Origin of the sequence: Streptomyces sp. L7 (assembly GCF_050990935.1) — a bacterium.
GTDB lineage: Bacteria > Actinomycetota > Actinomycetes > Actinomycetales > Microbacteriaceae > Leifsonia.
In genome coordinates, this window is record NZ_CP194644.1 from 4,095,658 (window position 1) to 4,119,345 (window position 23,688).

Sequence of the window (23,688 nt, forward strand, 5' to 3'; positions counted from 1 at the left end):
GCAGGCGAGGGCGCGGAAGCAGCACCACCCTTCCGCGCCCTCGCTCCTGCCCCCAGAATCTTCAGCAACCCAGACTTCTCTCAACACCCGGAAGGAGGACCGCAGTGACCACGACCAGCGAACCCGTGACCGCCCCGCCGACCGCGAGCGCCCACGCTCCGTCCGCGCCGCGCAAGCGCCGAGGCCGGCTCACGCCCTACGCCCTGCTGCTGCCGGCCATCCTCATCCTGCTCCTCGCGCTCGGCTACCCGATCGTCTGGCAGCTCATCACCTCGATGCAGCACTTCGGCCTCGCCCAGCAGTTCGGCCGGCCGGCGCCGTTCGTCTGGTTCGACAACTACGTCACACTCTTCTCGGATCCCTACATGTGGATCGTGGTCGGCCGCTCCATCGTCTTCTGCCTCACCACCGCGGGCGTGACGGTCGTGATCGGCGTGGGCCTCGCCCTCCTGATGTCGGGCATCTCGCGCTTCCCACGGATCTTCCTGCAGATCACGCTCCTGCTCGCCTGGGCCATGCCCGTCGTCGCCGCGATGACCGTCTGGAACTGGCTGTTCGACTGGCGCCGCGGAGTGATCAACAACGTGCTGACCTCCTGGGGGCTGGACTTCCAGAACCACAACTGGCTGCAGAACCCGCTCTCGTTCTTCTTCGTCGCCGGCGTCATCGTCACCTGGATGAGCGTGCCGTTCGTCGCCTTCTCGGTCTACGCCGGGCTCACCCAGGTCTCCGGCGAGGTGCTGGAGGCCGCCGAGATGGACGGCGCGAAAGGCGTCCAACGGCTGCGGTACATCATCCTGCCGATGATCCGCCCGGTGCTCGGGATCGTGCTGCTGCTGCAGATCATCTGGGACCTGCGGGTGTTCACCCAGATCAAGCTGCTGCAGGACAAAGGCTCCATCGCAAGCGAGACCAACCTGCTCGGCACCTACATCTACCAGCTCGGCGTCGGATCGAGCGACTTCGCGATGGCCAGCGCCGTCTCGGTGTTCGTCCTCATCCTGACCATCGCCCTGAGCTGGTTCTACGTCCGCCACCTGCTCAAGGAGGACCAGTCATGACCACCGTCGCCAACGGGACCGTGGGCGCCGCGACCGGCGTCGGCGACCGCAAGCTGAAGCAGAAGGTCCGCCCCGGCCGCATCCTCCTCGGCGCGCTCGCCGTGGTGCTCGGGCTGATCTGGGTCTTCCCGGTCTACTGGATGCTGAACTCGTCGCTGCTGCCGAACGTCGTGCTGCAGAGCTCGACGCCGACGTGGCTGCCGTTCGGCGGCTCGTTCGACAACTTCGCCGCCGTCGTCAACGGCGGGACCTTCTTCCCGGCGCTCGGGATGAGCGTCGTGGTCGCGCTGGTCACCGTCGTGTTCTGCCTGGCGTTCGCGTTCCTCGCGGCGCTCGCGATCAGCCGGTTCAGGTTCCGCGGTCGCACCTCGTTCGTGCTCGCCGTGCTGCTCATCCAGATGCTGCCCGCGGAGGGTCTGTTCATCGCGCAGTACAAGCTGATGGGCTCGCTCGGCCTCCTGAACACCGTCATCGGCGTCAGCATCATCTACATCGCGGCCGTCGTGCCCTTCACGATCTGGATGCTGCGCGGCTTCGTCGCCGGCATCCCCGCCGACCTCGAGGAGGCGGCGATGGTCGACGGGCTGAGCCGCACGCAGGCGTTCCTGCGCATCACCTTCCCGCTGCTCGCCCCGGGCCTCGTCGCATCGGGCGTCTACGCCTTCCTGCAGGCCTGGAACGAGTTCACGGTCGCGCTGGTCATCCTGCAGGAGAACAGCAGCCAGACGCTGCCGCTCTGGCTGCGCGGCTTCATCCAGCAGTCCGCGTCCCGCGCGACCGACTGGGGCCAGGTGATGGCGGCCTCCACACTCGTGGCCGTGCCGGTCATCATCTTCTTCCTCATCGTCCAGGGCCGCATGACCAGTGGGCTGGTCAGCGGGGCGGTCAAGGGGTGAGCGGGTTGTCGGTCACCGAGCCCAGCGCGACCGACACCGCCCTCCGACGCAGCATCGCGGCGACCCTCCTCCCCGGCTTCCTGGGGACCACCCTGCCCGCGTGGCTGGAGGAGCGCCTGCGGAACGGGCTCGGCGGCGTGTGCGTGTTCGGCCAGAACGTGGAGTCCGTGGCGCAGCTCCGCGAGCTCACGGACGCGATCTACGCCGCCAACCCGGACGCGATCGTCGCGATCGACGAGGAGGGCGGCGACGTCACCCGGCTGTACTACGAGACCGGCTCGCCGTTCCCCGGCAACGCCGTGCTCGGCCGACTCGGCGACGACGCGTACACCGAGGGCATCGCGCGCCGCGTCGGCGAGGAGCTGCACGCCGCAGGCGTGAACCTCGACTTCGCGCCGGACGTCGACATCAACTCCAATGCGGACAACCCGGTCATCGGGGTGCGCAGCTTCGGCTCGCTGCCCGCGCTGGTCGCCGAGCAGGGCGCAGCGTGGACGCGCGGCCTCCAGTCCGCCGGCGTCGCCGTGTGCGCCAAGCACTTCCCGGGGCACGGCGACACGGCCGCGGACTCGCACCTCGAGCTGCCGGTCGTGGACCTGAGTCTCGAAATGCTGCGCGAGCGCGAGCTGGAGCCGTTCCGCGCCGTCATCGACGCGGGCGCGCGCACGGTGATGACCTCCCACATCCTGCTGCCGCGGATCGATCCCGACCTCCCGGCGACCTTCAGCCGCACCGTCGTGGAGGGGCTTCTCCGCGGCGAGCTGGGCTTCGGCGGTGTCGTCGTCACCGACGCGCTCGACATGCACGGCGCGAGCGGGGAGCGCGGCATCCCGGAGGCGGCGGTGCTTGCGCTCGCCGCAGGCTGCGACCTGCTCTGCATCGGCACCGAGAACACCGACGCGCAGCTCGCGGAGATCGAGGACGCCATCGTCGCCGCGGTCGCGGAGGGACGCGTGGCCGCGTCCCGGATCGAGGAGGCCGCCGGGCGCGTGCTCGCGCTCGCCGAGGCGGTGCGGGCGGACGGCGCCGCGCACCATGCCGCGTCGCGCGGCGGTGCCGGGGTCATCGATCCCGCCGACGTGGGTCGCGCAGTCGAAGCGTTCGACATCTCGGAGCACGCGTCGTCGTGGCTGCGGGCGCATCACGGCCGGTACTCGGTCGTGCGGGTCGACACCGTCGCGAACATCGCGATCGGCGAGGCGCCGTGGGGTCCGTTCGCGGAGGTCGCGGCCGAGCCGGACAGCGCGGCGTCTGCCTTCGCGGCCAACCCGCTGGTCGTGTTCACCGAGAGCGACCATCCCGACCTCGTGCTCGCCGCGCAGTCGCCCGTGCTCGTCGTCGGCAAGGACAACCACCGGCACGCGTTCGCGCGCGCGGCGATCGACCGGCTGCGCGCCGAGCGGGACAGCGTGCTCGTCGTGGACATGGGCTGGCCCGACGACGACCGGCGGTACGCGGACATCGCGACCTTCGGCGCCTCCCGGCTCGTCGGGCGTGCGCTGATCGAGCTGCTCGACGGCGAGCCGACGACGGCTGCCTCGGCGACCGCTCCGGAGGCTGTGGACGGGCGCGCCACGTGAGGCTCGGCATCGACATCGGCGGTACCAAGACCGACGCCGTCGCCGTCGACGATGTGGGCGGTCTCGCGCAACGGGTCCGGTTGGCGACCGGGTTCGGTCACGCGGCGGTCGTGGAGACGGCCGTCACCGCAGTGGCCAGGATCGCGGAGCTCACCGGGCTCCCGGCCGGCGGCTTCACCTCCATCGGCATCGGCATCCCCGGGATGGTGGACCGAGCCTCCGGGCACGTCGCACATGCGGTCAACCTGGGCGTCGAGCGGCTCGCGCTCGGCGGCGAGCTGGAAGGCCGGCTGGGCGTCGGCGTGCGCGTCGAGAACGACGTGAAGGCGGCCGCGCTGGGCGCCTTCCACGTGCTCGGCCTCGGCGGCACGATGGCGTACCTCAACCTCGGCACCGGGATGGCCGCCGGCATCGTCGTGGACGGCCGGCTCTGGCGCGGCGCGTCGGGCGTCGCGGGCGAGATCGGTCACCTCCCGGTCGACCCGGCCGGTGCGCTCTGCGGCTGCGGTCAGCGCGGCTGCCTGGAGACGGTGGCCAGCGGCTCCGGCGTCGCGCGGCAGTGGCGCACGGACGACCAGCTCCCGGCGCGCTCGCTGTTCGCCGCGGCGGCGGAGGGCGACCGGGAAGCGAGGGTCATCAAGGCTAGGCTTGCGGAGGGCATCGCCGCAGCGGTGCGGGTCCTCGTGCTGACCGTCGACGTCGACACCGTGGTGATCGGCGGCGGCCTGAGTCATCTCGGGGACCGGCTGCTCTGCGACGTCCACGAGGTGCTCGACGGATGGGCGGAGACGTCCCCGTTCCTCGCGTCGCTCGCGCTGTCCCGGCGAGTGCGCCTCGTCCCCGAAGGAACACCTGTTGCCGCGCTGGGTGCGGCGCTCGTTGGAGGAGCAGATGGCTGAAGTCGTGGTGGTGGCGGACGCGGACGCGGCGGGTGAACTCGCGGCGGAGTCGATCCAGGCGCTGATCGCCGCCAAGCCCGACGCGGTGCTGGGGCTGGCGACCGGGTCCACCCCGTTGCCGGTCTACCGCGCGCTGGCCCGGCGGATCGCCGCGTCCGGCACCGATGTGTCGCATGTGCGCGGGTACGCGCTGGACGAGTACGTCGGCCTGCCGGCCGGGCACCCCGAGTCCTACCGGGCGGTGATCACCCGGGAGGTCGTGGAGCCGCTCGGCCTCACCCCTCGCTCATCCACGTCCCGAACGGCGCTCTCGCGACCATCGAGCACGCCGGCGCCGACTACGAGAAGGCGATCGCCGAGTCCGGCGGCGTCGACGTGCAGATCCTGGGCATCGGCACCGACGGGCACATCGGGTTCAACGAGCCCGGCTCCTCGTTCGCGTCGGTGACACGGGTGAAGACGCTGACCGAGCAGACCCGCAAGGACAACGCGCGGTTCTTCGCCAGCGAGGACGACGTCCCCATGCACTGCATCACCCAGGGCCTCTCGACGATCCTCCGAGCACGGCACCTGATGCTGCTGGCGTTCGGCGAGGGCAAGGCCGAGGCACTGGCCGGTGCGGTGGAGGGGCCGGTGTCGGCCTCCAACCCGGGCTCGGCCATCCAGCTCCACCCGCACGTGACCGTGCTCGTGGACGAGGCCGCGGCCTCCCGGCTGCGCAACATCGACTACTACCGGTACGCCTACGACCACAAACCCGCCTGGCAGAAGCTGTAACCGCCGACTCCCCTTCCCCTGCCCCGTCGCGAACGGAGGAGATCCGGCCCTTTCCGGCCAGGATCTCCTCCGTTCGCTGCTTTTCGGGGTGCTCCCGGGCCGGATCTCCTCCGTTCACTGCTTTCCGGTGCGCGTGGGCAACGGAGGACTTCGCAGCCGACACGCCCGGGAATCGCAGGGAGCGGAGGAGATCCGGGGCACCGGAGGAGGGATGTCCTCCGTTAGCCGAGGGGGTGGGGTGGGAGTGGGAGTGGAGTGGGAGTGGGGTGGGGTGGGAGTGGGGTGGGGTGGGAAGTGGGGTGTGCGGGCGGGGGATTACAGGAGGCGGCCGTCGGCCAGGACCTGGCGGACGTGCCAGTCGTGGTCGAGCAGCACCGCGTCGGCGGCGAAGCCGGCGTGCAGGCGGCCGAGGCGGTGCGATTCGCCGAGCGCCTTCGCCGGGGTCGCGGTGAGCGCGGTGACCGCGGTGACCGGGTCGAGGCCGACGCGGGTGATCGCGTTGCGGAGGGCCGCGTCCTGCGTCAGGGTCGAGCCCGCGATCGTCGTCGTGCCGGAGAGCACGGCCAGGCCGTCGCGGACGCTGACGTTCAGGCCGCCCAGCCGGTAGTCGCCGTCCGACGCCCCGGCAGCGGCCATCGCGTCGGTGATGAGCGCGACCCGCCCCGGCGCCTCCCGGAACAGCAGGCCGGCCACCGACGGGTGCACGTGGAGGCCGTCGAGGATGAGCTCGAGCGTCACCTCCGGGTTCTCGATCGCCGCCATGACCGGGCCGGGCGCGCGGTGGTGGATGCCGTTCATCGCGTTGAAGGCGTGCACCAGCAGCCGGGCGCCGACCTCGAAGGCCAGCTTCGCCTGCTCGTAGTCGGCCGCCGTGTGGCCGATGCCGACGACGACGCCGGCCTCGATCAGCACGCCGATGGACTCCAGCGCGTTCGGCAGCTCCGGCGCGATGGTCGCGGTACGGAGAGTGCCGCGGGCAGCGCCGATGAGCTCCTCGACCATCTCCGGCCCCGGGTCGCGGAGGAAGGCCTCGTCGTGCGCGCCGCGCCGCTCGCGGGCCAGGAACGGCCCCTCGAGGTGGGAGCCGAGCACCATCGGGTCGACCTTCGTCAGGTCGGCCACGACGCCGAGGCTCTCGCGCAGGGACGCCAGCGGGTTCGCGACATGAGACACGAGCGCGCGCGTGGTCCCGTGGGCGCGGTGCGTCGCGAGGGCGGCGAGCATCTCCTCCGGCCCGTCGTCGTAGGGGTGCCCTCCACCCCCGTGGCAGTGCAGGTCGATGAAGCCGGGCGTCAGCCAGTGGCCTCCGGCGTCGATCACTTCGCGGCCCGGGACGCGGGCGGACTCGTGCCAGCCCGTGCCGGAGCCGGTCGCGACGATCACGCCGTCGTCGGCCGCCAGCCAGAACTCGTCGACCCGTCCGCCCGCATCCACTTTGCGGGCGTCATGGACGACGACGCCGGTCATGCGAACTCGCGCCGCCCGTTGATCACGCCGCTCACGGTCGCCACGACCGCGAACACCAGCGCGACGATGGGCTGCCCCAGACTCCACCAGGCGAAGGCGGCGCAGCCCATCACGACGATCTCCACGAGCGCCTTCACGAAGGCGTCGACGTGCAGCACGGCCTTGGGGGAGCGGAACAGCGCCCACAGCAGGATCGCGAGGACGGGGGCGCCGATGCCGACGACGATGTTCCAGGGCAGCGGCCACGCGACGAAACCCCAGATGCCCAGCGAGACGATGGCGAACAGCTCCAGCACGAAGCGGAGGATGTCGTTGGGTCCGACCTTGATCGGGGTCTGCTGGTCGTGCGTGGTCACCGCGCCATTCTACTGAACCGGGCCGGTCATGGCTGAGCGGCAGCCGGAGCCGGTCAGCGGAAGATGATGGTGCGCGCCCCGTCGAGCAGCACGCGGTCCTCCGCGAACCACTTGACCGCCTGCGTCAGCGTCCGCGACTCCTCGTCCTGGCCGATCGCGACCAGTTCGGGGACGCTGCGGGTGTGGTCGACGCGGACGACGTTCTGCTCGATGATCGGCCCCTCGTCCAGGTCGCTGGTGACGAAGTGCGCGGTCGCGCCGATCAGTTTGACGCCGCGGGCGTGGGCCTGGCGATACGGGTTGGCGCCCTTGAAGCCGGGCAGGAACGAGTGGTGGATGTTGATCGCCCGGCCGGCGAGCTTCTCGCACAGCCCGGGGGAGAGGATCTGCATGTAGCGCGCGAGCACGACCAGCTCGATGTCGTGCTCCTCGACCGCCGCCAGGACGCGCGCCTCGAACGCGGCCTTCGACTCGGGGTCGGTCACCGGCCGCGACTCGAACGGGACGCCGTAGAAGCCGGCGAGGTCGCCGAGCACGTCGTGGTTGGACAGCACCAGCGGGATCTCGACCGGGAGTTGGCCAGCGCGCTGGCGGAAGAGCAGGTCGTTGAGGCAGTGCGCGGCGGTGGAGACCAGCACGAGCGTGCGCAACGGGCGGCCGACGTTGTCGACGTTGTGCGTCATCCCGAACCGCTCGACGACGGGCGCGAGCGCCCGCTCGAACTCGGCCCGGTCGGCCGCGGACTCCACCTGCAGGCGCATGAAGAAACGCCCGGTGTCGGTGCTCGCGAACTGCTGGCTCTCGGTGATGTTCCCCCGCGCAGCCACGATCGCGCCGGAGACCGCGTGCACGATGCCGGGGCGGTCGGCGCAGCTGAAGGTCAGCACCCAGTGATTCCCGGGATTCGAGGTCGCGGGGGCGGAGGTCGCGGTCGCGGGGGCGGAGTCCATCCGTCCAGGGTAGCGGCCGCGCGGGTGAGGCGATTCTCCGTCACTCACCGCGGGACCGGCGACCCCGCCGTCCACACCTGCAGCACGCGGAAGTCGTCGTCCAGCAGCACTGCGTCCGCTGCGTACCCCGGCGCGAGGCGGCCGAGGTCGTCGCCGCGTCCGACGGCAGCGGCGGGCGTCTCCGTGAGGGCGCGCACCGCCTCCTCGACGGTCACGCCGACCTCCCGCACCGCGCGGCGCAGCGCGTGGTCCTGGGTCAGTGTGGAGCCGGCGATCGAGCCGCCCTCGGCCAGCCGGGCGACGCCGTCGCGCACCTCCACGCGGAGGGTGCCGAGCAGGTAGTCGCCGTCGGCCTCGCCGGCCGCCGCCATCGCGTCGGTGATCAGCGCGACCCGGCCGGAAGCGGAGGCGAACGCCATCCGGACCACCTCCGGGTGCACGTGGATGCCGTCGTTGATGACCTCCACGGTCACCCCTGGGGTGTGGGTGGCGGCGGCGACCGGGCCGGGAGCACGGTGGTGGATGCCGTCCATGCCGTTGAAGGCATGCGTCAGGATTGTCGCGCCGGCGTCGAACGCGGCACGGGTCTGGTCGTAGTCCGCGCCGGTGTGGCCGACCGCGACGGCGACCCCGGCCGAGGCGAAGGCGCGCACCGCGTCCATACCGCCGGGCAGCTCGGGCGCGAGAGTGATCTGACGCAGGGTTCCGCCGGCGGCCTCCAGCAGCCGCTCGATGTCAGCAGTGGTCGCCGAGCGCAGGAGCGACGGGTCGTGCGCGCCCTTGTGGCCGACGTCGAGGAACGGGCCCTCCAGGTGCGAGCCGAGGACGCGCGGGTCCTCCGCGGCGAGGGCGGCGACACCGCGCACGCGCTCGGCGAGCTCCGGCACCGTCGCCGTCACGAGCGACACCACGAAGCGTGTCGTGCCGTGGCGCTGGTGGAGGGCCATCGCCGTGCGGATCGCGTCCGCGCCGTCGTCGAACGCCGCGCCGCCGCCGCCGTGGCCGTGGAGGTCGATGAAGCCCGGGGTCAGCCAGGCGCCGTCGGCGTCGGTGACCACCGTGCCGGCGTCGGACGCGACGGCGGCGACCCAGTCGTCCCCGACGCCGGTGGCCGCAACGAGGCCGCCGTCGAACACGACCCAGGCGTTGCGGGTGGTGCGACCCTCGCCGACGAGGCGCGCGGAGTGGATCACGTGCATGGACATCCTCACCAACCTACGCGACGGGGCTCACGCGACGATGACCTCGAAGCCGGCCTCCACGAACGCCGCCCGCTGCTCGGCCGTGATGCCGTCGTCGGTGATGAGCGTGGTCAGGAGCTTCGGGCCGCCGAGGGTGGCGAACGCCTTGCGGCCGATCTTGCTGGAGTCCGCGACCACGACGGCGCGGGTCGCCCGGCGGGCCATCAGCGAGTTGACGCTCGCCTCGCCCTCGTCGTGCACGGTCGCGCCGACGAGCGGGTCGATCCCGTTGACGCCGATGAACGCGATGTCCATCGTGATCTTCTCCAGCACCACATCGCTGTACGGGCCGACCAACTCGTACGAGCGCGCGTGCACGACGCCGCCGGTGACGACGGTCTTGATCTGCGGGCGCATCACGAGCTGGGCGGCGATGTTGATGGCGTTGGTGACCACCGTGAGGTTGGGATGCGGCGACGACTCCATGAGGTCGGGCCGCGCGCCCAGCACAGTCGCCACTGCGGTGCTCGTCGTCCCGCCGCAGAGCCCAACGACAGCGCCGCGCGGCACGAGGGCGCTCGCCGCCTGGGCGATCCGCAGCTTCTCGGGCGCGTGCTGCTCCCTCTTGTAGCGGATCGGGAGGTCGTAGGCGACCGACTGGCCGACCGCGCCGCCGCGGGTGCGCGTCAGCAGCTGCTGCGACGCCAGGGCATCCAGGTCGCGCCGCGCGGTCGCCGCGGACACGTCGAGCTTCGCCACGATGTCCTCGACATCCACCTGGCCCGAATCGGCCAGGAGGTCGAGGACGGCGTTGAGCCGTTCCGCTCTGTTCATCGCTGTGCAGTCTCCGTTCCGCTCGCCGCGCCGGCGGCGACGTCGAACAGGGTCATCAGGCGCGCCGCCTCCGTCGCCACGGCCGAGCGCCCCTCCCGCACGTACCGCCGGGAGTCCACGACGTCCGGATTCGCGCGCAGGTAGGCGCGGATCGCGTCGGTGAAGAAGCGGTTCAGGTGGGTGGAGACGTTGACCTTGGTGATGCCGGAGCGGATCGCCGACTCGATCGTCTCATCCGCGACCCCGCTCGAGCCGTGCAGGACGAGCGGAACATGCACGGCGTGTCGCAGGGCGGCGATCAGGGCGAGGTCGAGCTGGGCGGTGCGCTCGGTCATCGCGTGCGAGCTTCCGACCGCGACGGCCAGCGCGTCGACGCCGGTCTCCGTCACGAACCGGCGCGCCTCCGCGGGGTCGGTGCGGACCCCGGGGGCGTGCGCGCCGTCCTTCCCGCCGATCTCGCCGAGCTCGGCCTCCACCGAGACATCGTTGGCGTGCGCGTACTCGACGACCCTCACGGTCGCGGCGACGTTGTCGTCGTAGGGGAGCGTCGACCCGTCGAACATGACCGAGCCGAACCCGAGGTCGATGGCCTGCCGCGTCAGAGCGGCGTCCTCCGCATGGTCGAGGTGGACGGCGACATGGGCGGACGAGTCGGCGGCGAGGGCGAGCGTCCCCCGAGCGATCGCGTCGAGACCGCCGTGGTAGTCGGCGCAGTTCTGCGAGATCTGCAGGATGACGGGGCGGCGGGCCTCCTCGGCGGCGGCTACCAGCGCTTCCGCGGTCTCCAGGTGGATGACGTTGAAGGCGGCGACGCCGGTGTGCGCGGCGACCGCTCCGTGCAGGAGGTCGAGCGTGGGGACGAGAGGCATGCGGGGCTCCGGGCAGGTCGGTCAGGTCGGTTCAGGAGGTCACGAGGCGGGCCTCGTACTCCCGGTAGGCGGGGTCGAGCTCGCCGGCGAGCGGGGCGACGACAGCGGCGGCCGACCAGGCGGTGGCCCGGCGGACGAGGACGGCGGGATCGGTCGTGCCCGCGGCCAGCGCCGTCGCGATCGCGGCGACGGCCGCGTCACCGGCGCCGGTCGCGTTGCCGGCGAGGGGCTCGGGGAGCCGGGCGGACCAGGTGTCGTTTTCGCCGACGGCGAGCATGCCGTCCGCGCCCAGCGAGACGAGGACCAGCCCGGCGCCGGCCGCCAGGAGAGCGCGGGCACCCGCGACCGGGTCGTCCGAGCCGACCGTGTCGGCCAGCTCGCGGCGGTTCGGCTTGAGCACGTCGGCGCCCGCCTCGGCCGCGGCCAGGAGCGCCGTCCCGCTCGCGTCGATGACGCTCGGGACGCTGCGATGCCGGGCGACCTCCACGAGGTCGGCGTAGAAGGTCTCGGGTGCGCCGGGCGGGAGGCTGCCCGACCCGACGATCGCGGTGGCCGGCACGGCGAGACGCTCGACGGCCTCCCGCAGCGCGGTCCACTCGGCGGGGAGAGCCCGGCGCCCGTCTCGTTGAAGATCGTGGCGACTCCCGAGTGCTCGTCCACGATCGCGATGCTGCTGCGTGTCGGCGCGGCCACCGGAATCAGCTCGGACGGGAGGCGGCTCGCCTCCAGGTCGTCGGCCAGGCGCAGGCCGGACGCGCCGCCGGCAGTCGTCAGGACGAACGACGAGCCTCCGGTCTGGGCGATCACCCGTGCGACGTTCAGGCCTTTGCCGCCCGCGCGCACCGCAGGAGGCGCGACCCGGTGCGTCTCGCCGGGCTCCAGCGCCGCGACGCGATAGGTGAGGTCGATCGCGGGATTCGGAGTGACGGTGAGGATCATCGGACGGCCTTGAGAGCATCGGCCGTAGCCGGGACCTCGCGCGCCCGGAGGGCGGCGCCGATCACGCCGGCGTTCTCGCCGATGCGCGCCGGGATCAGCTTCGGGCGCCGATGGAAGGTGAGGATCGCGTCGAGGCGCTGGGCCAGCGGCACGAAGAGCTCATCGCCGGCCTGCGCCAGGCCGCCGCCGATCACGACGGCTTCGGGGGCGAGGAGGGCGACGGTGTGGGACAGGTCGAGCGCGAGGGCGTCGAGTGCGGAGTCCCAGATCCGCTGCGCGGCGGGATCGCCGGAGCGGGCCCGCTCCAGCACCTCCCGTGAGCCCGCCACCGGGACGCCGCTGACCGCCGTGTACCGCCGCGCGATCGCTGCGGCCGAGGCCACGGCCTCCAGGCAGCCGCGACCGCCGCAGGCGCAGTCGGGTCCGTCGGCGACCCGGGAGTGACCCATCTCGCCGGCCATGCCGCCGCCGGTGAACAGCGTGCCGTCGATGAAGATGGCGCCGGCGATCCCGGTGCCGATCGCCATCACCACGACGTCGCGGAAGCCCGCCGCGGCGCCCAACCGGTACTCGGCCTCGCCCGCGGCGCGCACGTCGTGGCTGAACGACACCGGCATCCCGTACGCCTCTGCCGCGCGATCGCGGAACGGGAAGTCGTGCCAGCCGAGGTTCTCCGAGAAGACGCCGACCCCGGTCTCCTCGTCCACGTGGCCGGGGACGACCAGGCCCGCCGCGACGGGGACCACCTCGGGGTGTGCGCGCCGGAACCCGGCGGCCAGCTCCGCGGTCGCGGCGACGACGGCCTGTCCGGGGTCTGCGCCGTCGAGCGGGGTGGGCCGGCGGATCAGTTCCACGATACGGCCGGCGGAGTCCACCAGCGCAGCCTTGAGGTCGGTGCCGCCGACGTCGAAAGCGAGCACCGCGTCGCCCGGGCCGAGCTCGTCGGCGGCAGTGTTCACGTTCACGGGGTCAGGATGACAGAGCGCGTCAGGTTGCGGGGACGGTCGGGGTCCAGCCCCGCACGGCGGGCGCGCTCCAGGGCCACGCGCTGTGCGCGGACCAGGTCGGCGAGGCCGTCGATCGGTTCGTTCTCGAACCGTGCGCCGGTGGCCGCGACGTCCTGGGCGAGACCGGTGGGGGCGTCGCCCAGCATCCAGGTGACCCGGCCGGGAGCCGCGATCGCGATCGGGCCGTGCCGGTACTCCTTGGCCGGGTAGGACTCCGTCCACGACTGCGACGCCTCGCGCATCTTGAGGGCGGCCTCGTGCGCGAGGCCGATGGTCCAGCCGGCGCCGAGGAAGCTGTACTGCTCGGCGGAGACGAGCGCGTCGTCCAGGTCCTCGTCGATCGCTGCGGCGGCCTGCTCGATGGCGGCGCCGAGGTCGTGGCCGAGGGAGGCGCGGATCAGCGCCAGCGCCGTCGTGGCGAAGCGCGTCTGAACGACCGAGGTCTCGTCGGCGAAGGGCAGGAGCACGGTGTCGTCCACGAGCTCGGGCAGCGGCGTGCCCGCCGCGCCGACGACCGCGATGGTCCGCGGCCGCCGTGAGCGGCCCCGCAGGCCGTCGACCAGCTCGATGACCTCGGTCGTCGTGCCCGAGCGGCTGATCGCGACGATCGCGTCGTAGTCGCGGTCGATCACGGCCTCCGAGGCGGCGTAGGCGTCGGTGAGGCCGTGGCCGGCCGACTCGCGCAGCGCGGCGTACGACTGCGCCATGAACCACGACGTACCGCACCCGACGACGGCGATGCGCTCGCCGGACGCAGGAAGCAGCGCCTGCTCGGCGCGGAGAGCTGCCGCACGGGCCCAGGTCTCCGGCTGCGACCGCAGCTCGGCCTCCATGTGCGCTCCCGGGGGATGTCCGCCACTGCTCGCTCCTGTCGTTCGTTCGCGTCGAGGCGTCGATTCGGTCAGGTCCATGATTGCTGATGAGCGTTAGGTCTGTCTACTGATCACTTTCGATCGTTGCGACCGAGTCGGGCGCGTTCTCGCGTCGGGCGTGTAAATCCCAGGTAACGATCTGGTGCCGGGTCCTTGACGTGCGGCCCGGATATGCGCAATTATTCGAGCATCAATTGAGTGCATGTGATCGTTTCCATGCGAAACAAATCACGAAGCATCATCCAGATACGCACCGCCGCGCACCTGCAGTACCTTCAGCGACGGTCCGGGATCCTTATCGAGAGTGAGGAAAGTCGATGAAGAAGTCTCTGCGGTGGGGAGCCGCCGTCGCGTCAGCGGCGGTCGCGACCCTGACGCTCGCGTCCTGCGGCTTCAGTGGAGGCTCGGGGGGCTCGGCGAGCGGGAGCAGCCAGCTCAACCTGATGGTCGCCAGCTATTCGGACAACACCAAATCCGAGTGGCAGGGCATCATCAAGGACTTCGAGGCCGCCAACAAGGGCATCACGGTCAACCTCGACGTCGAGTCGTGGACCGACATCAACAACGTCATCAAGACGCGCATCCAGGCGGGCAAGCAGCCGGACATCCTGAACATCGACGCGTTCGCCGGCTTCGCCGCCGACGACCTGCTCTACCCGGCGAAGGACATCGTCTCCGCCCAGACGCTCAACGACTTCCAGCCGGCGTTCAACAAGAACGCGAGCATCGACGGCACCCAGTGGGGCCTCCCGTTCATCGCCTCCGCGCGCGCCCTGTTCTACAACAAGGACGACTTCGCCAAGGCGGGGATCACCGACCCGCCCAAGACCTGGGCCGACTTCGAGGCCGACGCCGCCAAGCTGAAGGCCGCGGGCGTGACCCCGTACGGCATGCCGCTCGGGGCAGAGGAGGCTCAGGCCGAGACCGCGATCTGGTTCTACGGAGCGGGCGGTGGTTATGGCGACGCGAAGAAGCTGACGATCGACAGCGCCGAGAACGTCGCCGGCGCCACGGAGATGCAGAAGATCATCAACCAGGGCCTCACGCAGGCGAACCCCGGTTCGACCAACCGCACGCCGCTGATGAACGTCTTCATCCAGGGCCAGCTCGGCATGCAGATCGGCCTCCCGCCGATCGTCGGCCAGATCAAGGACAAGAACCCGTCGCTGAAGTACGGGATCGCGCCGATCCCCACCAAGGACGGGTCCGCCTTCACGCTGGGCGTCGCGGACCACCTGATGGCGTTCAAGGGCAAGACCGACAAGAAGGACGCGATCAAGAAGTTCCTCGACTACTTCTACACGCCGGCGGTCTACACCAAGTGGGTCGGCGAGGAGGGCTTCCTGCCCACCACGAAGTCCGGCGCGGACAAGATGGGCTCCGACGAGACCATCAAGCCGTTCCTGGACCTGCTGCCGAACGCCAAGTTCTACCCGTCGACCAACCCGAACTGGTCGGCCGCCCAGGGTGCCATCCAGAGCCAGATCGGTCAGCTGGGCCAGGGCGCGAACCCGTCCGACCTGCTGAAGGCCATCCAGGCGAAGGCTTCGGGCCAGTAACAGCGGCATGAGCTCGACGATCGAAACGACCACGACGGGGGCGGCCACCGGCCGTCCCCGTCGCGGGGCGCCCCGCACCCGGCACGGCAACACCACCTCGCTGTGGAACGCCGTGCCGTGGACGTTGCCTGCGCTCCTCCTCATCTTCGGCATCGTGCTGTTCCCTGCGGGCTACATGATCTTCAACTCGACGCGGAAGATCTCGGTCGCCGGCGTCGACCACGGATCGGTCGGCCTGCAGAACTACATCACGGTGCTCTCGCGCCCGGAGATCCCGGGCATCCTCCTCAACACCTTCATCTGGGTCGTCTCGGTGGTGGTCATCACCGTGGCGATCTCGCTCGCGCTGGCGCAGTTCCTCGACAAGAACTTCCCCGGCCGGCGCTGGGTGCGGATGGCGATCATCGTCCCGTGGGCGGCGAGCGTCGTGATGACCACGACGGTCTTCGTCTACGGGCTCGACCCCTTCTACGGCATCATCAACAAATTCCTGGTCGACATCCACCTGCTCGCGCAGCCGTTCGGCTTCACCAAGGAGCCGCTGCCGGCGTTCCTGTCGTCCATCGCGATCGCGGTGTTCGTCTCGCTGCCGTTCACGACCTACACGATCCTCGCCGGGCTCGCCGGCATCCCCGGCGACATGCTGGAGGCCGCGAAAGTCGACGGCGCCGGGGCCGTGCGCTCCTACTTCGGGGTCACGTTGCCCAACCTGCGTCCCGCGATCGCGCTCGCCAGCCTCATCAACATCATCAACGTCTTCAACTCGCTGCCGATCCTGAAGCTCATGACGGGCTCCATCCCCGGCTACAAGGCCGACACCACGACCACGTACGTGTTCAAGCTGCTGCAGAACGAACAGCGCATCGACCTGTCGAGCGCGCTCAGTGTGATCAACTTCCTGATCGTGCTGGTCGTCGTGGCGCTCTACCTGTGGATCGTGAAGCCGATGAAGGAGGTCTCATGACCGCGCCCGCCCCCGTCGCGCTCGCCGGAGCGCCCGCGCGCGCCGGCGCGCCCCGCCGCCCGCGCCCGGGCTTCTCCTGGCGGGTCGCGGGCAAGGTGACCGCCGGGGTCGTCATCGCCCTGGTCTTCATCGCGCCGTACCTGATCATGCTGGTCGGCTCGTTCAAGAGCAGGGACAACATCCTCGCGGTCCCGCCGACCTACCTGCCGACACAGTGGCATCCCGAGAACTACCTCACCATGTGGTCCACGCCGGAGACCCCGCTGCCGCTCAACCTCATCTCGACCATCGTGATCTCGGTGTTCGCGACGGTGCTCGTGCTGGTGGTCTGCGTCCCGGCGGCGTACTACACGGCGCGGTTCCGGTTCCGGGGCCGTGGTGTCTTCCTCTTCCTGGTGATCGTCACGCAGATGCTGCAGCCGACGGTGCTCGCGACCGGTCTGTTCAAGGAGATGGTGTCCCTCGGGATCAACGACACCTGGCTGGCGATGATCCTGGTCAACGCGGCGTTCAACCTGGCGTTCGCGATCTGGATCATGCACACGTTCTTCGCGGGCGTGCCCAAGGAGGTCGACGAGGCGGCCCAGCTCGACGGGGCCGGGAAGTGGACGGTGCTGCTGCGGGTACAGCTCCCGCTGGTCTGGCCGGGTATCGTCACGGCGATCATCTACACGTTCGTCGCCTCCTGGAACGAGTTCGCCGCGAGCCTCGTCATCCTCTCCACGGACGCGAACCAGCCGCTGTCGGTGGCGCTGACCAAGTTCGTCGGCCAGTACGACGCAGCCTGGCAGTACGTGTTCGCGGTGTCGGTCGTCGCGGTCATCCCGGTGGTCATCCTGTTCGCGCTCATCGAGAAGCGCCTGGTCGGCGGGCTGACGGCGGGCAGCGTCAAGTAACCGGCGCAGCCGCCACCACGAGCTGGGGCGCCCGCGCGTGTGGCGCGACGCGGGCGCCCCGATGCACCACTGCATCCTGCCGGAGTAGCATCGAATGCGATGACGGCCGGTATCACGAGTTCGCTGCACCCGGCGGATCCCGCCGGGCCAGTGACCGAGTCCGGCCATGTGCGGCTGTTCCGCTGGGAGGTGCCCTGGTGGGCCGGCGTGCTCGGCGTCTACGCGGCCTCACGCGTGCTGACCACGCTGCTCATGCTCGTGCTCTACCTCGTCGCGGGGGCGATGCACTGGGAGGGCGGCAGTCCGCAGACGCACCCCAGCTTCCTCGGCTTCGCGGGCACCTGGGACGCCTCCTATTACCGCCGCATCGTCGAGCACGGCTACCCGGCGACCCTGCCCGTCGACTCCGATGGCGACGTGCAGCAGAACGAGTGGGCGTTCCTGCCGCTGTACCCGCTGATCGTGCGCGCGCTCATGGCGGCGACCGGGCTCGGATTCCCGGCGGCGGGCGTGCTGGTCTCCGTGCTCTGCGGGGCGGCGGCCGGCCTCGTGCTCTATCGGCTCGTGGCGTCGCGCGTCGGCTCGGTCAGCGGGCTCTGGGCCGCCGTGTTCTTCTGCTTCGGCCCGCTGTCGTTCGTCCTCCAGATCGCCTACGCCGAGAGCCTGTTCTTCCTGCTGCTGTTCGCCGCGCTGCTGGCGACCATGACGCGTCGGTACTGGACGGTCATCCCGTTCGGCGTCGCGGCGGCGTTCACCCGGCCGGGAGAGCTCGCGCTTCCGCTCACCCTCGGGATCGTGTATCTGCTCCGCGCGCTGCGGGCGCGTCGGGGCCAGGAGACCTTCGGCGCCCGGGAGCGCGTCGCGTTGATCGTCGCCGGCGCGGTGACCGCCGTCGCGGGGCTGGCGTGGCCACTGGTCGCGGCGACCGTCACCGGGACGCCCGGGGCCTACGTGGAGACCGAGCTGTCCTGGTGGACGGGCTTCGTCGGCCGGGTCGCCTTCGTGCCGCTGACGCCGTGGTTCCTCTTCACCTGGCGGTACGCGAGCGTCGCCGGCGCCCTCCTCGTCATCGCCGCGATCGGCGGTTACGTGTGGCTGCTGAACCGGCCGGGCATCCGCGCGCTGGGCACCGAAGTGGTCGCATACGCGGCCAGCTACGCGCTCTACCTGTTCGCCGTCTTCCTGCCGCAGCAGAGCCTCTTCCGGCTGCTCATGCCGCTGGCCCCGCTCGCCGGAGCGCCGGGGCTGACCCGCAACAGGCGCGCCCGGACGATCGTGCTGTGGGCGGGGATCGCGCTGCAACCCGTGGCGCTCGTACTGTTGTGGCTCGTCGGCTACCCCTGACCTGACTCCCTCACGGGGCGAGCCGGAGGGCGAGGGCCACGAGCTCGCCGCGGTTGGCCGCCGAGGTCTTGCGCATCACCCTGCTGACGTGGCTCTCGACGGTGCGGACGCTGAGCACGAGCCGGGACGCGATCTCCGGGTTGCTGAGGCCCGCGGCGACGAGCCGGGTGATCTCGCGCTCGCGGTCCGTCAGCGCGATCGGCGTCGAGAAGAACCCGCCGCCTTCGGAGCCGTCGCCCGCCGGGCGTCGGAGGGCTGCGGCCGGGCCGGCCCGTCCGGTCGAGGCGAGTCGCTCGGCCAGCGCGCCCAGGTCCGCGTTCCCGCCCTCCGAGCGGGCCTCGACGAAGGCGAGGTGTGCGTTGTGGAGTTCGGACTGCTGCCGCGCGAGGAGGGCGCGGGCCTCCGCCAGCCCGGCGTCGTCGATCGCGTGCTCGAGCGACGTCAGCAGCGCGAGGGCGGCGGTGGGCAGCTCGCCGCGCGTCGCCAGGCGGGAGGCGAGCCGGCGGAGCAGCTCGGCGGCCTCGTCCGGCCGCCCGCGGCCTGCGGCGAGTTGAGCGTCGATCCAGTGCACTCCTGCCCCGACCGCGGGCGGCGGGTCGCCCTCCGGGGACGCCGAGAGGCCGGCGGCGAGTTCGTCCCGGACGCGTTCGGCGACGGCGGTGTCGCCCCGGCGCACCGCGATGACGGCGGTGAGGACGTGGAGTGCGACCTGGACGGCGGCGCCGGGCACCGCGGGCGCGCCGAGCGCCGCGGCCGACGCGAGCGCGTCGGCGGCATCGGCCGGACGGTCGGCGAGCAGGTGGCAGAGCCCGAGTGCGACGCTGTGCGCACGCACCGCTCCCGCATCGAGCCGGTCGCGCGCCGACGCGGCACCGCGTTCGGCCCAGGCGACGGCGTCGGCGTGCCGCCCCACGCCGAGGAGGGCGAAGGCGTGTGCGGCCGCCTCGCTGGCGGGCGCCGACGTCCCGGGCAGCGAGGCGAGCGAGTCGCGCAGGCGGACGGCGTCCTCGAACCGCCCGCCGCGGAGGGCGACGGCCCGGGAGGCCTCCAGCAGCCGTGACCGCACGGCCGGCGGGAGGTCGCTGTCGTCGCGCAGGCGCTCTGCGGGAACGACCGGCTCGGCTCCGACTTCGACGGCGAGCATCACCGCGGCGGCGTCCGCGAGCCGTGCGAAAGGACCGAGCCCGGCGACCTCGGCCCGCAGGGTCGCGAGGGCTGCCGCGAACCCCTGGCCGTGCGCCAGCGCCCGGCGGGCCCGGAGCACGGCGAGTTCCGCCGCGTCCAGGGGGTCGCCCGGAAGGCCGACGGACGCGGCCAGCACGCGGTCGAGTTCGGCGTCAGAGCCCGGCGCCATCCCCGTGTCTGCCATCAGAGCGCGCGCGAGGGCGAGCGCCGACCCCGGCGACGGGGCAGCGCGCCACGAGCGCGCGGCCTCCTCGCGGCGGGAGTCGGCCGCCGCGTGAACGAGCTGCACGAACGCGGCGTCGGTGGGCGGGGCGTCCACCTGGGCCCGGTCGCGGAGGTGATCGGCGAGGACCGGGGGATCGAGGGCGATGAGCCTCCGCCCGCGATGGGGCACGATCCGGAGCACACCGGCCGCCGCCAGCCCGTCCAGCGCGGCGGGGTCGACCAGCCCGCGCGCCGATCCCACGTCGCCGACGCCGGTCACGGCGATCCTCTCCAGCGCGACGCGCTCGGCCGGGTCGAGCCCGGAGAGCTGCGCCTCGAGGGCGCCGCGGAGCGCTCTGCTCCACAGCTCTCCCGTCGCGGACCACGCGCCGGGGCCCCGGACCAGCCGGCCCTCCAGCACGGCGAGTTCCGCGAGCGCGAGCGCGAGGCCGACGTTGCCGCCGCAGAGCGCGTAGACGCGGCTCATCGCGCCTGCGTCCACCGGACCGCCGAGCCGCTCGGCCATGACCGACCGGAGCTCCTCGTAACCGAGCGGGGCGAGCTCCACCGCATAGGCCGTCGACGGCCCCTCGTCCAGCCGCGCGCGGGTGCGCAACAGGGGCGTGCGCGTCGCACGGCGCACGGCGTCGATCGCGCCGACGGATGCGTCGTCGAGGAGGTCGGCGTCGTCCACCAGGAGAGCGGCCGCGCCGGAGCCGACGGCTGTCGTCAGGCCGTCGATCGCCTGCTGCAGGGCGGATGCCGTTCGGCGCTCGGGGGACGTCAGCACACCGAGCCCCGCTGCGTGGAGGGCGGCGAGGGGGCTCTCGCGCAGCGACCGGACCCCGTTCACACGCACGACCGTTCTGCGCGCGTCGGCCGCGGACGACGCCACCGCGTCGACGACGGTCGAGCGTCCGCTCAAGCGCGGGCCCACGAGGTCGACGTCCGCGTCCATGGAGAACAGGAGCTCGCGCACGAGCGTCAGGACACGGTCCCTGCCCGCGAGCGGAGCGGAGCCCGCGGCGCGGGGATCGATCATCGGCTGGCTCCAAAAACGTGGGTGAATGTGCTGCAGCCCAACGGTAATACGCAAGATGTAAGCTGCTCCACGTAAGGTGTGGCGACCTGCACGGAACATCGACCGATCAGCACGTAAATCCCCGGGTCGACGGTGGGCGGCGCCGGTACCGACGACAGCATGGGTCCGATGTCGAAAGGGAGTCGGGACCTATGAGCGGTCGATCGCGCCGCCGTGCGAGAGCGGCCGAGCGCGCACGCGTCACGCGTGTCGTGCTGATCTCGCTCGGGGCCGTCGCGCTCGTCGTCGTGGGGTGCGCCGCCTGGGTGGGCGTCCGAGCGGCCGTCTCCTATGGTCACGTCTCCGCCGCCCGCGGCGAGGCCAGGGCGATCCTCGACGCCGTGGCGGCGGACCCGGCGTCGGCCGCCTCCCGCGCCGACCGGCTCCGGGCGGTGGCCGGCCGCCTGGACGACGCAAAGGGACTGACGGGCGATGTCGTCTGGCGCGCGTCCGAGTACGTCCCGTTCGCCGGCGCCAACCTGCGCTCCTACCGGCTCACCGTCGAAGCGCTCCACGAGACGGTCGACGGGGGACTGGCGCCTGTGGTCGCCGACCTCGCCCGGCTGGAGACCGCCGTGTCGCTCTCCGAGCGGACGGTCGACACCAAGGCCGTCGCGGGCACGGCCGCCGGCCTCCGCACGGCGCAACGCGCGCTCGAGCGAAGCCGCACGACGCTGCGCGAGGCCTCGTCGGGCCCGCTCGTGCCGCCGCTCGCCTCCGGGGTCGGGGAGGCCGAGGGCCTGGTCGACAGCCTGCACCGGACCGTCTCCTCGCTCTCGGTCGCCGCGCGCGTGCTCCCGCCCGCTCTCGGCGCCGGCGGTGCGAAAAAGTACGCGCTGCTGTTCAACAACAACGCCGAGCTCCGGACCACAGGCGGGATCGCGGGGGCCGTCTCGGAACTGACCGCCGACGGCGGGAGCATCGAGCTGGGGCAGCAGCTCATCCCCGATCAGCTCAACCCCGCCGCCGGGGCCGGGCTCCAGGTGAGCCCGCAGGAGCGGGCGCTGCTCGGACCCCAGCTCGGCGAGTACATCCAGAACGTCAACCTGACGCCCGACTTCGTCCGGAGCGGCGAGCTCACGGCCGGCCACTGGCGCACGGCGCTCGGTCAGGAGCTCGACGGAGTGGTCTCGATCGACACCGCGACGATCGGCCTGCTGCTGGCGGCGACCGGCCCGATCACCGTCGGCGGGCGCGAGCTGAACAGCGAGAACGCGTCACGCGTCCTGTTGCGGGACGTCTACCTCGAGATCGAGAGCCGTGACGAGCAGGACGCGTTCTTCGGCGAGCTCACGCGCGCCATGTTCGACAAGCTCTTCGGCGCGGGCACCGGGACGGTACCCGTGCTGAAGGCGCTGGGCGCGGCGGTGGACGAGGGCAGGATCTCGCTCTGGTTCGCCGACGCCGCACTTCAGCGCGAGATCGCGAGCGGCCCGCTCGCCGGACCGCTCGCCCAGCTCACCGACCGCGGAGCGCCCGTCGGCGTGTTCTTCGCCGACGGGACCGCAGGCAAGATGGACAGCTACCTCGAAGGCTCTGTCACCGCCACCTGCCACGCCCCGGCGAAGGAGCGGGCGGGGAAGGAGACGTTGAAGGTCGGAAGCACCGTCACGGCCACCGCCACGCTCGCCTCCACGGCGCCGGCGGACATCGCCTCGTTCCCCTGGGTCGTGACCGGGTACGGCGTCCCGGACCTGCCGACCGGGCACATCCGGACGATGGTGCAGTTCGCAGGGACGGACAGCCTCCGTCCGCACCGCGTGACGGTCGACGGCACGGAGGTCACCGCCGTCTCCCGGATGATCGACGGCCATCCGGTGTCCGTCGTCACGGTCGACCTCGCTCCGGGAGCCGTCTCGGTCGTCGTCGCCGAGTTCGCCGCCCTGCCCACCCGGTCGCCGACCGTCGACCGCGTCGTCGCGACCCCCACCGCCACCGAGTTCGAGCACTTCGCCGAGCCCGGGACCTGTGGCTGACCGAACCGCTGCGGTCGGCCAGTGACACCCATCCCCTACGAAGGAGAACCCATGAAGAAGAAACTGTTCGGCGGCCTCGTCGCCCTGGCGCTGGCGCTGGCGCTCGCTCCCGCGGCGGCAGCCCACGCGGACTACCCGCCGGGCGGTGAGCTGCACGGCGAGCTCGACAAGTACACCGTCGACCCGGGCGAGACGGTCACCTACACCGCTCCGACGAGCACGTACCTGGCTGCGGAGTCCCTGACGCACCAGCTCACCGGCGTGAACGGACACACCGCGACCACCGCCTCGCTGCGGACCGCGCCGGTCGCACCCACGGTCGGCGAGTTCACCGCCACGGCGCAGGATGACGGCTCGCACTCGTTCGCCTTCGTCATCCCGTCGCAGGCGGGCGAAAGCTACACCTTCGAGGTGCTCCGCGCCAATGGTGACGTCTGGGACTCGTTCCAGATCTCCGTCGCGAACCCGGTCATCCCCCGACGGGTAGTGACGACGGTGGCACCGGCGACGGTGGCACCGGCGACGGCGGCGCGGGTGGCGGTGCCGGCAACGGCGGCGCGGGCAACGGCGGAGGCCTCGCGATGACCGGTTCGGACATCGCGATCGCGAGCATCGCCGGCTCGGCCGTGCTCCTGGTCGGCGCGGGCGCCGTCCTGCTGGTCGTCCGCCGTCGCCGCCGCAGCGCGGAGACCGCTGCCGCGTGATGATCGCGACCCGTTGAGCTTCTCACTCGCCGGATGAGAGGAGTCGGTGGCCCGATGGGGTCGCCGGCTCCTTTCGCGTTCGCCGGC

Annotated in this window: 21 protein-coding genes and 2 pseudogenes; 12 read left to right on the forward strand and 11 right to left on the reverse strand. The window is 71.8% G+C overall.

Going from position 1 to position 23,688, the window contains the following annotated elements:
• Window positions 1-104: 104 nt before the first annotated feature.
• From ACR5MH_RS20760 to ACR5MH_RS20780, 5 genes and pseudogenes are all read left to right on the forward strand, one after another.
• Window positions 105-1,061, forward strand: a complete 957-nt coding sequence (locus ACR5MH_RS20760; protein WP_431348907.1) for a carbohydrate ABC transporter permease — start codon at window positions 105-107, stop codon at window positions 1,059-1,061.
• Window positions 1,058-1,957 (forward strand): carbohydrate ABC transporter permease, encoded by a 900-nt coding sequence (locus tag ACR5MH_RS20765; protein WP_431348908.1) that lies wholly within the window; start codon window positions 1,058-1,060, stop codon window positions 1,955-1,957. Before ACR5MH_RS20760 ends, ACR5MH_RS20765 begins: the two co-directional genes overlap by 4 nt.
• Complete coding sequence (locus tag ACR5MH_RS20770) at window positions 1,954-3,537, forward strand: glycoside hydrolase family 3 protein (RefSeq protein ID WP_431348909.1); 1,584 nt, start codon at window positions 1,954-1,956, stop codon at window positions 3,535-3,537. The genes ACR5MH_RS20765 and ACR5MH_RS20770 overlap by 4 nt, the downstream gene beginning before the upstream one ends.
• Complete coding sequence (locus ACR5MH_RS20775; RefSeq protein WP_431348910.1) at window positions 3,534-4,436, forward strand: ROK family protein; 903 nt, start codon at window positions 3,534-3,536, stop codon at window positions 4,434-4,436. Before ACR5MH_RS20770 ends, ACR5MH_RS20775 begins: the two co-directional genes overlap by 4 nt.
• Window positions 4,429-5,213: pseudogene (locus tag ACR5MH_RS20780) on the forward strand (glucosamine-6-phosphate deaminase). The gene ACR5MH_RS20775 and the pseudogene ACR5MH_RS20780 overlap by 8 nt, the downstream one beginning before the upstream one ends.
• 315 nt (window positions 5,214-5,528) lie before the next feature.
• On the opposite strand, the gene nagA (ACR5MH_RS20785) reads toward ACR5MH_RS20780, so the two are convergent.
• From nagA (ACR5MH_RS20785) to ACR5MH_RS20830, 10 genes and pseudogenes are all read right to left on the reverse strand, one after another.
• Window positions 5,529-6,680, reverse strand: a complete 1,152-nt coding sequence (nagA, locus tag ACR5MH_RS20785; RefSeq protein WP_431348912.1) for an N-acetylglucosamine-6-phosphate deacetylase — start codon at window positions 6,678-6,680, stop codon at window positions 5,529-5,531.
• On the reverse strand, window positions 6,677-7,036 hold the full coding sequence (locus ACR5MH_RS20790) for a YrdB family protein (RefSeq protein ID WP_431348913.1): 360 nt from the start codon (window positions 7,034-7,036) through the stop codon (window positions 6,677-6,679). Before ACR5MH_RS20790 ends, nagA (ACR5MH_RS20785) begins: the two co-directional genes overlap by 4 nt.
• Before the next feature lie 53 nt (window positions 7,037-7,089).
• Window positions 7,090-7,986: a formyltetrahydrofolate deformylase gene (purU, locus tag ACR5MH_RS20795; RefSeq protein WP_433862111.1), complete on the reverse strand. Its 897-nt coding sequence runs from the start codon at window positions 7,984-7,986 to the stop codon at window positions 7,090-7,092.
• A 44-nt stretch (window positions 7,987-8,030) separates the two neighbouring features.
• Window positions 8,031-9,191, reverse strand: a complete 1,161-nt coding sequence (gene nagA, locus ACR5MH_RS20800) for an N-acetylglucosamine-6-phosphate deacetylase (RefSeq protein WP_431348914.1) — start codon at window positions 9,189-9,191, stop codon at window positions 8,031-8,033.
• Window positions 9,192-9,215: 24 nt separating this feature from the next.
• Window positions 9,216-10,001, reverse strand: coding sequence for a DeoR/GlpR family DNA-binding transcription regulator (locus ACR5MH_RS20805; protein ID WP_431348915.1), 786 nt, complete (start codon window positions 9,999-10,001; stop codon window positions 9,216-9,218).
• The gene (locus ACR5MH_RS20810) at window positions 9,998-10,870 is read right to left on the reverse strand and encodes a class II fructose-bisphosphate aldolase (RefSeq protein ID WP_431348916.1); all 873 of its coding nucleotides are present in this window, start codon (window positions 10,868-10,870) and stop codon (window positions 9,998-10,000) included. Before ACR5MH_RS20810 ends, ACR5MH_RS20805 begins: the two co-directional genes overlap by 4 nt.
• A 31-nt stretch (window positions 10,871-10,901) precedes the next feature.
• Window positions 10,902-11,456: a PfkB family carbohydrate kinase gene (locus ACR5MH_RS20815; RefSeq protein WP_433862683.1), complete on the reverse strand. Its 555-nt coding sequence runs from the start codon at window positions 11,454-11,456 to the stop codon at window positions 10,902-10,904.
• Window positions 11,457-11,506: 50 nt separating this feature from the next.
• Window positions 11,507-11,809 (reverse strand): annotated as a pseudogene (locus tag ACR5MH_RS20820) (PfkB family carbohydrate kinase); the annotation flags it as partial.
• Entirely contained in the window at window positions 11,806-12,774 is a 969-nt protein-coding gene (locus ACR5MH_RS20825; RefSeq protein ID WP_431348918.1) for an ROK family protein, read from the reverse strand. The gene ACR5MH_RS20825 and the pseudogene ACR5MH_RS20820, both read right to left, overlap by 4 nt.
• Window positions 12,771-13,649 (reverse strand): SIS domain-containing protein, encoded by an 879-nt coding sequence (locus tag ACR5MH_RS20830; protein WP_431348919.1) that lies wholly within the window; start codon window positions 13,647-13,649, stop codon window positions 12,771-12,773. Before ACR5MH_RS20830 ends, ACR5MH_RS20825 begins: the two co-directional genes overlap by 4 nt.
• Window positions 13,650-14,005: 356 nt before the next feature.
• On the opposite strand from ACR5MH_RS20830, the gene ACR5MH_RS20835 reads away from it, so the two are divergent.
• The 4 genes from ACR5MH_RS20835 (at window position 14,006) to ACR5MH_RS20850 (ending at window position 18,451) form a co-directional block, all read left to right on the forward strand.
• Window positions 14,006-15,247: an extracellular solute-binding protein gene (locus ACR5MH_RS20835; protein WP_431348920.1), complete on the forward strand. Its 1,242-nt coding sequence runs from the start codon at window positions 14,006-14,008 to the stop codon at window positions 15,245-15,247.
• Between the two features lie 7 nt (window positions 15,248-15,254).
• A complete protein-coding gene (locus tag ACR5MH_RS20840) occupies window positions 15,255-16,211 on the forward strand; it encodes a carbohydrate ABC transporter permease (protein ID WP_433862112.1) in 957 nt (318 codons plus the stop codon).
• A complete protein-coding gene (locus ACR5MH_RS20845; RefSeq protein WP_431348923.1) occupies window positions 16,208-17,107 on the forward strand; it encodes a carbohydrate ABC transporter permease in 900 nt (299 codons plus the stop codon). Before ACR5MH_RS20840 ends, ACR5MH_RS20845 begins: the two co-directional genes overlap by 4 nt.
• A 99-nt stretch (window positions 17,108-17,206) precedes the next feature.
• The gene (locus ACR5MH_RS20850; protein WP_431348924.1) at window positions 17,207-18,451 is read left to right on the forward strand and encodes a hypothetical protein; all 1,245 of its coding nucleotides are present in this window, start codon (window positions 17,207-17,209) and stop codon (window positions 18,449-18,451) included.
• Between the two features lie 10 nt (window positions 18,452-18,461).
• On the opposite strand, the gene ACR5MH_RS20855 is transcribed toward ACR5MH_RS20850, so the two are convergent.
• A complete protein-coding gene (locus ACR5MH_RS20855; protein ID WP_431348925.1) occupies window positions 18,462-20,882 on the reverse strand; it encodes a LuxR C-terminal-related transcriptional regulator in 2,421 nt (806 codons plus the stop codon).
• A 191-nt stretch (window positions 20,883-21,073) separates the two neighbouring features.
• Here ACR5MH_RS20855 and ACR5MH_RS20860 point away from each other — a divergent pair, with 191 nt between their 5' ends.
• From ACR5MH_RS20860 to ACR5MH_RS20870, 3 genes are read left to right on the forward strand one after another with little or no spacing between them, the layout of a single operon-like run.
• Window positions 21,074-22,897 carry a DUF4012 domain-containing protein gene (locus tag ACR5MH_RS20860; RefSeq protein ID WP_431348926.1) on the forward strand — a complete coding sequence of 608 codons (1,824 nt, stop codon included), beginning with the start codon at window positions 21,074-21,076 and terminating at the stop codon, window positions 22,895-22,897.
• Between the two features lie 51 nt (window positions 22,898-22,948).
• Window positions 22,949-23,482 carry a hypothetical protein gene (locus tag ACR5MH_RS20865; RefSeq protein WP_433862113.1) on the forward strand — a complete coding sequence of 178 codons (534 nt, stop codon included), beginning with the start codon at window positions 22,949-22,951 and terminating at the stop codon, window positions 23,480-23,482.
• A complete protein-coding gene (locus ACR5MH_RS20870) occupies window positions 23,479-23,601 on the forward strand; it encodes an LPXTG cell wall anchor domain-containing protein (protein ID WP_433862114.1) in 123 nt (40 codons plus the stop codon). Before ACR5MH_RS20865 ends, ACR5MH_RS20870 begins: the two co-directional genes overlap by 4 nt.
• Window positions 23,602-23,688 lie beyond the last annotated feature (87 nt).